Source organism: Paenibacillus sp. R-74696 (assembly GCF_055814915.1).
Window position 1 is genome coordinate 561,136 of sequence record NZ_JBPULM010000046.1, and the last position, 12,821, is coordinate 573,956.

Genomic DNA, 12,821 nt, shown 5'->3' on the forward strand with positions numbered 1-12,821 from the left:
GCAGATAAGAGAAGGAACAATAATGGGGATGAACTGGAGGCCAGATCAGCAACGAATTTTAATGAAAAGTATGTAGGATGATGATATTGGCTGAATTAGTGCTGCGTTATACAAGCTTATGCTTGTGAACTCTATTAACCATTTCTGAAGATACAAACATGATACTAAACAGGATCAGCAAAATAATGGGTACCATGAACATTCCAAATTGGCTTGCAATAATCCCCATTAATAATGGAATCAGAGTTGAACCGGTATAAGCGCTCGCCATTTCAAGTCCAATTACACTCGAAGAAGCTTTTTCCCCAAATCGTTCCGGTGTTGCATGAACAATACTAGGATAAATGGGTGCACCACCTAGCCCTACAACAAACAAGGCTCCCGCAGCAACCTCATATGGAACCGGTAAAATAAGAATTAGCAGTCCCGCGCAGCCAACTAATCCACCGTATCTTATAAGGCTTTTACTTGATACCCAAGTCGAGAGAAATCCTGAAAAAATACGTCCTATAATGATGCCAATATAAAATAAGGAGGACAGAGCCGCTGCTTTCCCAGGAGAAATCCCTTTACTAGCTATAAAAAAGGAGGCCATCCATAGACCTGCGGCTGTTTCCGAACCATTGTAACAAAGCATCGAAACCATGGACATTTTAACACCAGGGATTCGCAAAGCCTCTCGGTTACTGACTGCTTTCTTTTCGTCGTCATTTCCTATCTCTCCGTTCTCTAAAACTTTCCACAAAGACAGCGATGCTAATAATATTACCACTATAACAGTAAGTAATATCGCTATCGTAACGTATCCTGCACGCCAGTCACCTCCATTATCAAGCGAATATGACATAACAATAGGCCCTGACATGGCTCCAATCCCCCAGAAACAATGCAGCCAGCTCATATGCTTGGCTTTGAAATGCAGCGCTACATAGTTACTTAATGCTGCATCTACAGAACCGGCGCCTAATCCTAAAGGAATTGCAAGTAATATAAAGAATAAAAAATCGTTAGATAAAGAAAATCCTAATAAGGCGATCGTTGTTGATAGAATACTGAATAAAGTTACCTTGCCTGTGCCAAATCTATGCAACAAGCTGCTTGCAAATAAACTGGATATAACCGTACAAAATGAGATCACTAACGATATATAACCTGCCATTTCTGTTCTGGCGCCAATATCGAGTTTCATAACTGACCAAGCGCTGCCTAGCAAGGCGTCTGGCAACCCTAGGCCTATAAATGCGAGATAAATAATAATCAGCAGTAACGTAACCATCTTCGTTCTCCCCCGTATTTCCTTTTTATCGATGCTTTACAAGTTCTCTAAATAAATGCGCACCATGATAGCTTAGTTCTATTCGTCTTTCTGATATGCTACAATGAAAAATTATAAACTTTAAAGTAACTTTAAAGTCAATCACTTAAGAAAAGGAAATAAGATATGGAACCATTTGTAAAGATCAGCGATGTTTCGGAAGCTCTTGGTGTGCCTACATCAACATTGAGATTTTGGGATAAAGAGGGCTTGATACGCTTTGAACGTAACGACGATAACAACTACCGGAATTTTTCATACCAAACGATGCTCGATATATGTGATATTATTTTTTTCAGAAGTCTAGAGCTCCCCCTCTCTACAATCAAAATCATCAACACCAAAAGTGCCGATGATTTAAACTTATTATTGAAAGAAACAAAGACTGAATTGGAACAGAAAATCGCCTATTTACAGCAAGTAACTGAACGAATCGAAGCAAGAGAGAAAAAGTTGGAGAAATATCAGCATATGCAAGCTCAGCCACTGCGTGTAATAAAAGCCAAGCTATCACCAGTCCGCTCTTTTCATTTTCAGGATAAAGAAATGGTGCAGTTGTATCTGGATGACCCTGGTCTATCGGCAGATATACTTGCTGGTCCTTTGAATGATTCGATGGTCTGCGGCATGTTTGTAGATTCGGAGGTAAAAAATATTATACGCGAAGGGGACGATGAAGAAAGAAATTATCTGTATGGATTGCTCTGGATGAACCGAGACAAGCAAATGAATGCAGTGGAATTTTGGAGCACTTCTCAACGTTTGGGGTACAAGCCAGGTCATATTATTTGTAAATATCTAGTTTCAACCAAGGAAGAGGGACAAGAACTGCGTAATTTTTTCGAAGCATGGCTAGAGATTGATTAATACGTTTCCCTCTTGCCCGCATTACAGGCGTGTTAAGCATGAGACGTGTTTGGGAAGCAGAAAGCCGCTCCATTAGAGAGCGGCTTTCTGCATTTGATAATCTTGGATAACCTTAGATATCCTCGCGGATTCATTCATATTCTATTTTTGTGAGCCGCCGATTGTCTTGATGATTGTATCAAAAGGCGCGATTTCCAGCGTCTGTTGTCCATATTCCGTATCAATTGTCGTGCTTTGAGGCTGATCGCTGTTGTTAATTACAACGAGTATTTTACTTTCCGGATAATACGCACACTCCGTATATAAGTTATCCGTCATGTACTTCGTTTCATGCAGCTCATTGCCGGCATAGCGGATCAGATTCAGCAGCAAGCGGGTATTCTCTAAGCTGAATTCGAAAGAAGGAAGGTAGATTCCCTTGCCTTTGCCAAAAGCATGCGTAGACAGGCTAATCTGTCCGTCCGTTTCATGCGCTACCGCCGCTGACCCGTCGGTAAGATAAATGCCCTTCTTAGTGGTAATGCTTGCCCCAACAGGCATCAGGCCGTGCTCGTCACGGGCTTCATAAGTCCATTTGCCATGAACGACTCGGGCACCGGTATCCTCATCCAGACCGAGAATATGGGCCATTCTGAAAAAGCTGTCATACCCTTCAACCGCCGAAGGCTGGTTAACTCCGATAAACGTTCCACCCTCATACACCCATTTGGTCAGCATGTCCACGCATTTGCTGTCGTTCCAGTGCCGTCCTCCGCTCCAGGCTGAACCGGCCGAACCGGCATTGATCACCACATCATAGTTTTGCAGCTGTCCCTGACGAATATCCTCAAAATCGATGAATCCGACCTCAACCGGCAAGCCAGATAGCGCCTCATTAATATGAATCAAATCATGCATATACGTCTCATGAAAATGGCCAGACAGCGTCCACGATCTCAGCTTGCCCCAGCTGTGCAGAACAGCAACCTTCGTCTTGATCTGATACGGCTTGCCTTGCTGATGCAGCTCTTTGATCTCCCTGAATTCATGGGCAATCTTCTCGATATAATCGCAGAAATCCGGGTAAGGCTCTACCAGATGCAGGTAGCCGCCCAAGCCAATTCGATCGATCGGCTCTCTTAGCAGAGCCCGGCGGATATTAATCCAGTACTTTTTAGCATCCAGCGTAGGGTCGCCGCCCTCCATGAAGGTTGGCAGTCCGCCTAAGCCGACCGGGAACAAATAAGGATGCAGCCGGATTTCATGCGTGTCCACTTTTATTCCGGAACACATCCGTGCTTCATAACCCGAAAATACGCATTTGATCATCCCGTCGAAGCCAAACTCCTGAAAGCGGTCATTATAAGGCTCCATGCCCACCCAGCTATCATCATAGAAAACGTACGCCAGCTTGCCGTGGTTATGCACAATGTCAATCAGCTGTTTGCTGAAGCCGATGACAAAATCATTAATAAATGCCATCCAGTCTAGCTTGCGCTGCTCCGCCGGAATATGACTGACGCGATATTTGCCGCCATTTACAAAATCCTCGGCCGTCAGCGAATAGCCGTACTTCTTGGCGAACAGATCAAGCGCTTTTGCGCTCACCGTGAAATCATAGGAGCCCCAATCCGAGAACAGATGGCGGTTGCGCTCACTGCTGCCCCAGATCCAGGCGAAATTATAAAATAAGGAGGTGAACCGGACGACCGTCGTTTCCTTATGCTGGGCGCACCAGTTTTCCATCCAGTCCAGCATATACGCTTGCGTTTCCGAATACATCGGATCAATCTGCATCAAATGCTCTTTGTTCCAGTTATTCGTGGTGTGATTGTACATGGAGATTTCTTCCCAGATCCGGTAGGCCATGAAGCTGACCGTGTATTTATGCCAAGGCACAATGCCGGTAACGACCACATTCCCCGTTTCACGGTCATAATTCCACTGCTCTCTCGGAACCTCTTCTCCGGTCGTCCGGTCAACAATTTGCCAATACTTGAACGCTTCTTTGGAATCATTTACTCTGAACTGCTCAGCGAAGAAGTCCTCCATCAAATAAACGGATAAATAATCCTGCACCGCTACCTTCGGATTCGTAATTAAAAAACACTGCTGCAGCTTATCCAGATTTTGCGACGCCCACTCATTATGGTCTCTTACGATACAGATCGTAGAATAGATACCGTACCCTGCGTTAATAATCTCATCGGACAACTTCGTACCGTCACTGTCACGAATGACATCGGCGCCCCAGCGCTCTGCTAATTCCAGAGTCAGTGCCTCATAACCAGCCTCACCCGGCAGGGTAAAGGCCCCCGTCGTTTTTTTCGACAAATGGATTCCCTCCTATTTGAGCATATCGGATAGAAAAGCGAGTGCTAAGCCTTGTCCCCAGCCCTGTGTCCAATCTTTGGGGATGTTGCGGTACCCTTCCCGATCCTTCATGACTGCCGTTCCGCCAGATACAGCCAATACCCGTCCATCCTCGCTAATGTTATCCATGATGCCATTGAGGGCTTTCTGTACATATTTGGTGTGCAGCGGATTGCCGTTATTGATCATGGCCGCCGCAATGCCGCAGGACGCTGATACCTCTTCATAAGATTCTAGGTCATCAAGCAAGGTACGCCACAAGCCGTTCTCCGTCTGCACAAGCTTCAGTGCGGCCAACTGATCCCGCAGCGAGCACTCCACATCCATACACGGCGGATACAAATACCATTCCTTCAACAGCGGCTTAACCTGCGACATGGTATAAGCGCCCCATGCATTCGCTCTCGCCCAGTAAAACCCGGACATGTGGTCCTGCTTCACATTATTGTAGCCATGGTACCAGAGCCCCGTGCTAGGGTTTTGCAGATATTTAATATGCCAGTAATATTGATTCAGGGCATCCTGAATCATGGCCTGGTCTTGCAGCTTGCTTCCGACCCGCAGCAGGAAAAAAGCCGCCATAAACAGCGTGTCCGCCCAAGCCTGCTCGGGAAAATCGTTAGAAACGGATACGGTATGCTGCAGCACATTGTCTCCGAATCTCAGTGCACTATTTTGGAGATAATCCACCTTGCTCATTACAATATCCCAATATTTCTGATTGCCCGTTTCTTCATACAACGTAATCAGCACATGGCCCATCGCACAGGTGTTGACCGTCCAGCTCGGCAGGCCCAGCTCAATATATTCATCCGCCCAACCGATAAGCGCATCCAGATACTCTTTATTTCCTGTTGCCTGGTAAGCTCTGGATACACCATAATAGGCTACTCCGCAAGGCCAGTCCCATGTTAAATCCATGGCTAGTGTTTTTCTCGTAACTTTGTCGATAACGCTTAAGATCTCTTCCCTGTCATAAGTAATTTGAAGCATTATAAATACCCCTCTCCTTCGCACATGTCTCCCAAAGGCGCCTGAGAGCCATCTGACTGATTGTAAACGCTTTATAATCTCTATTGTAAGCAGTAAAATAGTATAAATCTAAGCATATTCGCAGAAAAAATGTGCAATTTCAATCATTTATTCTTATTCACTCATTGAATTTGGCAGGACTTTCACCTATAATCAACTCAAATTAACGTAATGGGAATGGGAGTGTGGAATATGCCTAGAAAAAAGAAGCCCATCATTGAATACCGCCACTACAGCTTGCCTATCAGCTTCCCGGTCTTGCTGTTAAGCGGAGATCGCTGGCGGATTTCGGATATCAAAAGCGAGCATCTTCATTTCCACAACCATTTGGAAATCGGTATTTGCTATTCGGATAGCGGCATGATGGAGATTAAAGGAGAAACGGTCCCTTTCAAGGCAGGCGATGTGACTTTCCTTCCTAGATATCTTCCCCACACCACGTATAGCTCGCCTCATACAGCTAGTCTATGGTCCTATCTCTTTTTTTCACCTGAGGATCTATTTCAGCATTCCTTTAAAAGCGCTTACAGCAGCTTCGAGCCGAACCTGTGGAGGATGCAGGGAAAGAACTGTATTTTAAACAAGGAGCAGTATCCCAAGGTTTATTCCCTTGCTACGTCCATTGTAGAGGAATTGAAGCAGCAGAAGCCTTATTATCAGGAAAGCGCCTATGGCCAATTGCTATCCCTCTACATAGAGCTCATTAGAATTCATTCCACGAATGAATTGCTGGCTGAACAAGAAGCGGAGCATAGTCTGAAGAGCGATTTTGTCATCTCTTCAGCTCTAGAATATATAACGACAAACTATATGACCCCTATTACCATCGATTTTTTGGCTGAGCTATGCCACTTAAGCACCACCCATTTCCGCAGAAAATTTCATGAAATTATGGGCAGCGCCCCCCTTGATTTTCTGAACAGCACCCGGATCGAGGAAGCCTGCAAGCAGCTGAAAAGCTCGGATGCTTCCATCCTCTCCATCTCCGAGCAGGTCGGCTTTCATTCCATTTCCAGCTTCAATCGCGGCTTCTCTAAGCTTATGGGAGTATCTCCAAAAGAATGGCGCAAGGGAGCTAAATCCGAAGCACAATCGGCAAAGGCTTCGATTTTGGAGTTTACGGGGTGGGTTTGAGGTGGAGGCAGCAGGGGCAGGACAGCAGGTGGTAATAATCGATGAACGGCTGGCAGACAAGCAAAATTTTCACGACAAGGAGGACATTTATGAATATTCCCAGAGGCACCTACGGCTTCCGGTTTGCTGAAGATAAGGAGCTGCAGTTGTGCGTATTATATGCGGCCGGATATGACGCTATCACCGATCCCGCTTACTGCTGGGACGGCCTGGAGCGGAATGATGGTCCTCTTCTGTTGTTCCAATACACCATCTCCGGTGAAGGCGTGTTTGAGTCGGAAAACCGGACTTACCGGGTTACTGCGAGGCAAGCTTTTCTCGCTGAAATTCCCGGACCCCACCGTTATTACTACCATCCGGATGCAAAAGAACCATGGCAGTTCCTGTTTCTGCTGTTCCGGCCCAACTTGATTTTGCCCCACTGGCGTAAGTTTTTGCGTGCTGCGGGGGAAGTCCCCCATTTGCCCGCAGACTGTTCGCCAGTCCGGCTTTCACGGATGATTGTGGCAGATGCGGGAGCAGGAAGAATCACAGATCCGCTGATTGCTTCCTCCTGCGTCTATCAATTCGTGACAGAGCTCGCCAGAATGCAGGTAACCACGCTGCGAGACAGGGACAACTGGTCAATGAACATACGACTCGCAGCCGAGTTTATAGAGCATAACTATTCCCGGATGGTCAGTATGGATCAGCTTTCCGAGCATGTCTCCCTGTCCAAATATCATCTGATTCGCCGCTTCTCGGCTAGTACGGGCCTGACTCCCGGTGCTTATTTGACCCGCGTGCGTACGGAGAAGGCGATGGAGCTACTGCGGGGAACCAGCCTGAGCATTGAAGCTATAGCCGAACGGATTGGCTACTCCAGCGGGAGCTATTTCATTAAGGCGTTCCGCAGCCTGACCGGGCTTACTCCGGGAGAATTCCGGAGCGGCAGCGAAAGCCTAAGCTACCAAAGGCTGTTTTTCGACTAACCGCAATATAGTGCTATTATGCTCGCAAGATTACTATAGATATCGCTAATCTCCTTTATTATGATGAATCTAGGAAGAGCAATAATTAATTAGTAAAGGAGCTTTACCATGAATCATAAGCTTATAGCACCAACTCCGCCGCTTGGCTGGAACAGCTGGGATTGCTACGGCGCGGCCGTCACAGAAGACGAAATCCGCGGCAATGCCGAATATATGGCAGAACATCTCAAAGACTTCGGCTGGAGCTACATTACCGTTGATATTCAATGGTACGAGCCCTTTGCAAATTCTTCACAATACCGTCCATTCGTTCCGCTGGTGATGGATGAGCATTCCCGGCTGATGCCTGCCGAGAACCGTTTTCCTTCCGCAGCGGGCGGCCAGGGCTTCAAGCCTTTAGCCGATTATGTCCATAGTCTTGGGCTGCAATTCGGCATTCATATTATGCGCGGCATTCCGCGGCAGGCCGCTCACGCCGCTACCCCTATCTTAGGCACAGCTGCGACAGCACGCGATATTGCGCATACGAACTCCATCTGTCCATGGAATACGGATATGTACGGCGTAGATGCGTCGAAGGAAGGGGCACAGGCCTACTACGACTCTCTCTTTCAATTGTACGCAGAGTGGGGTGTCGACCTCATAAAGGTAGACGACATCGCTGCTTCCAGACTATATGACACCCACCAGCCGGAGATAGCTCTAATCTCCAAGGCGATTGAGCGCTGCGGCCGGCCTATGGTGCTGAGCCTTTCTCCTGGACCTGCTCCGGTAGAATACGCGGAGTTCTTCACCGAGCATGCCAACATGTGGCGGGTTACGGACGACTTCTGGGATCTGTGGCCGCTGCTGCTGGATATGTTCGACCGCTGCCGGAAATGGCAAGGCGTCCCGGAGGCTGGCTGTTGGCCAGACTGCGATATGCTGCCCCTCGGGCACATCGGCATCCGCTCGGTGGATGGCGGCGGGGCAGACCGCTGGACCAGATTCACGCGTGATGAGCAGTTGACGATGATGTCGCTCTGGAGCATTTTCCGCTCGCCACTGATCTTCGGCGGTGAATTGCGTGACAACGACGACTGGACGCTTTCGCTGCTTACCAACCGCGAGGTTCTGCGCATGCACCGGGAGAGCTATGGCGCCAAGGAAGCCCTCTGCCAAGGAGATCTCATCGTCTGGACAGCCGAACACACCGATGGCGCCCGCTATGCTGCCGTATTCAACGTTGGCGATAACCCGCTGCCACTGAATCTGGCCATTGAGCAAATCGGCCTGACGGGCGCTGCCGAAGGCACAGAGCTGTGGAGCGGAGAGCCAGCTGATTTACAAGCAGGCTCGCTGCAGGCCACGATAGAGCCGCACGGCGTACGCCTCTATCGATTCGTCTAAGCGTTCAACAACAAAAAGAGATCCGCTGTCATAAGCTGGATCTCTTTTTGTTTCTCTTTTTTACTCCATTAAATGATCGCATTCATCATCTTCGTTCTGGTGAGCGCGGATTACTTTATTCTGATCGTGATTGCCGAATTCCGAGCCTTGCTTTCATTTTAAAAAAAGAGCAGAAGCCGCCTGTTATGTCAGGCGACTCCTTCTACAAAAATCAAGATTCTTTCGTTATTCCTTCATTGAGCAGCGACGCGCACAGAAATTTCCATCCCTCGGGACAGCCTTGTTTATTGCTCCTCTATGAGAGAAAAATATGATCGAATAATCGGTAAAATAATGATACGTATAGCTTCAATGCGTCAAATCGGCAGCCAGGTTCCAGTCTTTGGTGTATTGAGGGACAGTTATTTGGGTGTGGGACAAAAATTATTGTTTATTTAAAACGCCGCTGCCGCATCGCCTCATGCAGCAGCACGGTCGCCGCCATCGCCACATTCAGCGATTCCGCCCGTCCATGCATCGGTATAATAACCGTCTCATCGGCTGCTTCAAGCGAGCTTGCCGACAGCCCTTCCGACTCATTGCCAAGCAGCAGCCAAGTCGGCGTTGTCCAATCATACGAATAGCAAGTATGTGAGGCTTCGAGGCTTGTCCCCACCAGCGCAAAGCCGCGATCCTGCGCGGCAGGCAGCAGCTCCGTCAAGTCCGCCTCTATAATCGGCAAATGGAACAACGACCCCATTGTCGAGCGCACCGTCTTCGGATTGTACAAATCCGCGCAGCCTTTGCCCAACACAACGCCATTCGCGCCAACCGCATCCGCGCTGCGAATAATCGTCCCGACATTGCCCGGGTCCCTTACGCCATCCAGTACAACGACAAGTCCACCTGCTGAAAATAAAGCATCGTCCGCCGCTTCCAGCTTGCGCACGACAGCAAAAACCGGAGGCGGCGTATCCGTCCCCGAGCATTTCGCCATAACGGGACGTGTCGCCTGAATCCATTCGACACCAGCGCTCGCTTCCGCTTTATCCGCAGCAGCATTGCCCCCATATCTGCTACCGCGGCCAGTCTGCTCCGCCAGCTCGCGCAGCTCCTCCGGCAATCCGCGCTCCGCATCGTATAAGACCGCTTCGACTTCCACTCCTGCGGCGAAAGCTTCCTTCACCAAATGAACGCCTTCAATAATAAACTTGCCGAGGCGGTCGCGGTATTTTTTGTCCAGCAGGGAAGCCCACTGCTTGACGCGGTCATTTTGAATCGAGGTTAAAAGGCTATGATTGTTCATCTCTATTACTCAACCTTCCGAATAAGCAATTTCCAAATTGGATAAGTCTGAATTTTTTCCTACAATAACTAAAATGTCGATATCGCGAATGAGATCATCCGCATAAGGCGCAATATTCATGCTCGAACCCGTCTTGATCGCCATGACGTTGCATTTGAACTTCGCACGAATGTCGAGCTCTTTCAAGCTTTTGCCAATCATCGCCTCAGGCGCTTTAATTTCAATAATGCTGTAATCCTCGGAAATTTCGATGTAGTCCAAAATATTAGGCGAGATTAGATGATGCGCGACGCGCAGCCCCATATCCCGCTCGGGATATACAACCTTGTCGGCGCCAATTCGGCTGAGCACCTTTCCGTGCAGTTCATTCTGCGCCTTGACGATAATGAGGCCGACGCCCATATCCTTCAAGATCAGCGTCGTCAAAATACTCGACTGAATATCCTGGCCAATGGCCACGACCACAACGTCAAAATTGCGTATGCCCAGCGCCCGCAGCGCTTCCTCATCGGTTGAATCGGCAACAACGGCATGCGTCACATGGTTAACCGCATCCTGTACGCGATCCTCACTCGTATCAATCGCCAGCACCTCAAAGCCCATGTCCGTGAGCGATGAAGCAACGCTAAGACCGAATCGGCCGATGCCGATAACGGCGTATTGTTTTTTCGGCAAGCAGCACCTCTCCCTTCCCTTATGCAACAAAAAACAGCTATCTGCCATTATAACATACGAGCTCATGCAGAATGAAAAAACACCGCCACGGACATATTAATCAGGCACGCCGACTTGCAGGGTTTTAGCGACCTCGCTCCAAACTGCTGCAGCTGCGAGTAATAACGACGACTTGGAGGGAATCCGGTTGGATAATCTGGATTTGCGTCAAGCCATTATAAGGCGGGTTCAAGATAAGCCGCTTAATGAATTAACCGAAGTGATCGAAAGCTCGATCGGAAATGACGAGCGTGCACTGCCCGGCCTTGGCGTATTGTTCGAAATGATTTGGAAGCAAATCGACGAGCAAGAGCAAGCTCGGCTGGTAACTGCGCTGCATACGCAGCTAGCACGATTCGCCCAGCCCGCTACGCGTTAAAATGTTTTAACGGGTCAACGCAGTATATACCGTTTTGCCGCCAACGATTGTCCGTTTGACCCATGGATGGCCTTTATAACGATCGACAATGACAAGGTCTGCCGCTTTGCCCCGTTCCAGCGAACCGACTTCACTTGCTATACCCAGCGCTTCCGCTGGAGCAAGCGTAGCGGTCCGAACTGCGGCTGGCAAAGCGGCTATTCCTTCGTCTACCAGCTTAAAAATCGCGTTCAGCAATGCCGAAGGATGATAATCCGAGCAAATGATGTCCGCCGCTCCCGCCGCAATTGCCTCAGCCGCCGATAAATTTTTATCATGTGAGCCACCGCGCACAATATTAGGCGCCCCCACACATACATGCAAGCCCTGCTGGACCGCATACAAAGCCGTTTCCAGCGTAATTGGAAATTCTGAAACACTGACGCCGCAGCCCTTCAACTGATCTACCCGCTGACTCGAATCATCGTCATGCGAAGCAACTGCAATGCCGCGCTGCACGGCCAGCTGACCAAGCTCCTCTAAGCCGGCCCAGTCAATTTGGCGCCTATTTTCCATCAGCTCTGCCACGATGGTGCGTACCTCATCGACGCTGACCGATTGATTTTTCATCACATAACGCTCGAAGGAACCCGATTCCCTGTACTGCCCTTGACCCGGCGAATGATCCATAAAGGACAAATAATCAATGGCGCCTTCATCCACATATCGCTTCACAATGGACAAGCCCGGCAAATACGATATTTCATATCTTAAATGAATGCGATTGCGCACGACAGAGCGCTGCTCGCGGTAGCTGCGAATGAGCTCCACCATTTGCGTCAGCAAATGCTCGCCCCGCAGACTTAGTCCAACACCCAGCGATAATGAATGATACATCGTCGTAATGCCATGGAGCGGAAGCTTGCGTTCGAACTCCAGCAATGACATATCCAGCGGAAACAGCGTATTTGGACGAGGCTGAACTTCTTTTTCGATCGCATCGCAATGCACATCAATAAGCCCCGGCAATACATAGCAGCCATCCGCTTCAATGATTTCAAGCACAGAGGAGCGATAGCTTTCCACGTTCTCACCGCTGTCTCTAACTGCCTGCCTGGCATTTTCACCTGTGCGCGCCAGCCAGTTTTGAATCTGCTCTGCGCCAATCAACACTTCCACAATGATGCCTGCTTTTATAATAACAGCGCCCTCCGCTACCGTTTCCGGCAGCACAAGCATCCCCTTTACCATCACAACCGATTGCACCATCTCTGACTTCATCGTACACACCCCTTTATAGTTTTACCAAAAATATAAAGTGATTATGTAAAAGCTACTAAGCTGTTAGACTGACTTTATTAAATCTTAACATACCATTTTTGCAGGCAGCAAGGTGAAACGGCT

At 48.5% G+C, this 12,821-nt stretch carries 11 protein-coding genes; 5 read left to right on the forward strand and 6 right to left on the reverse strand.

Annotated features, from left to right (window positions below; translation table 11 throughout):
• Window positions 1-106: 106 nt before the first annotated feature.
• A complete protein-coding gene (locus ACSR9A_RS26990) occupies window positions 107-1,276 on the reverse strand; it encodes an MFS transporter (protein WP_473761138.1) in 1,170 nt (389 codons plus the stop codon).
• A 165-nt stretch (window positions 1,277-1,441) separates the two neighbouring features.
• Here ACSR9A_RS26990 and ACSR9A_RS26995 point away from each other — a divergent pair, with 165 nt between their 5' ends.
• Complete coding sequence (locus ACSR9A_RS26995) at window positions 1,442-2,182, forward strand: MerR family transcriptional regulator (RefSeq protein ID WP_473761139.1); 741 nt, start codon at window positions 1,442-1,444, stop codon at window positions 2,180-2,182.
• A 141-nt stretch (window positions 2,183-2,323) separates the two neighbouring features.
• Here the strand turns inward: ACSR9A_RS26995 and gnpA are convergent, their stop codons facing one another.
• Entirely contained in the window at window positions 2,324-4,495 is a 2,172-nt protein-coding gene (gene gnpA / locus ACSR9A_RS27000) for a 1,3-beta-galactosyl-N-acetylhexosamine phosphorylase (protein ID WP_473761140.1), read from the reverse strand.
• 12 nt (window positions 4,496-4,507) lie between these two features.
• Window positions 4,508-5,527: a glycoside hydrolase family 88/105 protein gene (locus ACSR9A_RS27005; protein ID WP_473761143.1), complete on the reverse strand. Its 1,020-nt coding sequence runs from the start codon at window positions 5,525-5,527 to the stop codon at window positions 4,508-4,510.
• Window positions 5,528-5,758: 231 nt separating this feature from the next.
• On the opposite strand from ACSR9A_RS27005, the gene ACSR9A_RS27010 reads away from it, so the two are divergent.
• From ACSR9A_RS27010 to ACSR9A_RS27020, 3 genes are all read left to right on the forward strand, one after another.
• Window positions 5,759-6,700, forward strand: coding sequence for a helix-turn-helix domain-containing protein (locus tag ACSR9A_RS27010; protein WP_473761146.1), 942 nt, complete (start codon window positions 5,759-5,761; stop codon window positions 6,698-6,700).
• An 89-nt stretch (window positions 6,701-6,789) separates the two neighbouring features.
• Window positions 6,790-7,671: a helix-turn-helix domain-containing protein gene (locus ACSR9A_RS27015; protein WP_473761148.1), complete on the forward strand. Its 882-nt coding sequence runs from the start codon at window positions 6,790-6,792 to the stop codon at window positions 7,669-7,671.
• 108 nt (window positions 7,672-7,779) lie between these two features.
• A complete protein-coding gene (locus tag ACSR9A_RS27020; protein ID WP_473761150.1) occupies window positions 7,780-9,060 on the forward strand; it encodes a glycoside hydrolase family 27 protein in 1,281 nt (426 codons plus the stop codon).
• Window positions 9,061-9,490: 430 nt separating this feature from the next.
• On the opposite strand, the gene ACSR9A_RS27025 is transcribed toward ACSR9A_RS27020, so the two are convergent.
• Window positions 9,491-10,345: a TrmH family RNA methyltransferase gene (locus ACSR9A_RS27025; RefSeq protein ID WP_473761151.1), complete on the reverse strand. Its 855-nt coding sequence runs from the start codon at window positions 10,343-10,345 to the stop codon at window positions 9,491-9,493.
• 9 nt (window positions 10,346-10,354) lie between these two features.
• Complete coding sequence (locus tag ACSR9A_RS27030; protein WP_341279195.1) at window positions 10,355-11,020, reverse strand: potassium channel family protein; 666 nt, start codon at window positions 11,018-11,020, stop codon at window positions 10,355-10,357.
• A 187-nt stretch (window positions 11,021-11,207) separates the two neighbouring features.
• Here ACSR9A_RS27030 and sspI point away from each other — a divergent pair, with 187 nt between their 5' ends.
• Complete coding sequence (gene sspI / locus ACSR9A_RS27035; RefSeq protein WP_341279196.1) at window positions 11,208-11,438, forward strand: small acid-soluble spore protein SspI; 231 nt, start codon at window positions 11,208-11,210, stop codon at window positions 11,436-11,438.
• A 6-nt stretch (window positions 11,439-11,444) separates the two neighbouring features.
• Here the strand turns inward: sspI and ACSR9A_RS27040 are convergent, their stop codons facing one another.
• Entirely contained in the window at window positions 11,445-12,698 is a 1,254-nt protein-coding gene (locus ACSR9A_RS27040) for an alpha-D-ribose 1-methylphosphonate 5-triphosphate diphosphatase (RefSeq protein WP_473761152.1), read from the reverse strand.
• Between the last annotated feature and the right edge of the window lie 123 nt (window positions 12,699-12,821).

Bases quoted from the DNA above. Each gene is read 5' to 3' on its own strand.
- ACSR9A_RS26990 (WP_473761138.1), bottom strand. From the start codon at position 1,276: ATGGTTACGTTACTGCTGATTATTATTTATCTCGCATTTATAGGCCTA.
- ACSR9A_RS26995 (WP_473761139.1), top strand. From the start codon at position 1,442: ATGGAACCATTTGTAAAGATCAGCGATGTTTCGGAAGCTCTTGGTGTG.
- ACSR9A_RS27005 (WP_473761143.1), bottom strand. From the start codon at position 5,527: ATGCTTCAAATTACTTATGACAGGGAAGAGATCTTAAGCGTTATCGAC.
- ACSR9A_RS27010 (WP_473761146.1), top strand. From the start codon at position 5,759: ATGCCTAGAAAAAAGAAGCCCATCATTGAATACCGCCACTACAGCTTG.
- ACSR9A_RS27015 (WP_473761148.1), top strand. From the start codon at position 6,790: ATGAATATTCCCAGAGGCACCTACGGCTTCCGGTTTGCTGAAGATAAG.
- ACSR9A_RS27020 (WP_473761150.1), top strand. From the start codon at position 7,780: ATGAATCATAAGCTTATAGCACCAACTCCGCCGCTTGGCTGGAACAGC.
- ACSR9A_RS27025 (WP_473761151.1), bottom strand. From the start codon at position 10,345: ATGAACAATCATAGCCTTTTAACCTCGATTCAAAATGACCGCGTCAAG.
- ACSR9A_RS27040 (WP_473761152.1), bottom strand. From the start codon at position 12,698: ATGAAGTCAGAGATGGTGCAATCGGTTGTGATGGTAAAGGGGATGCTT.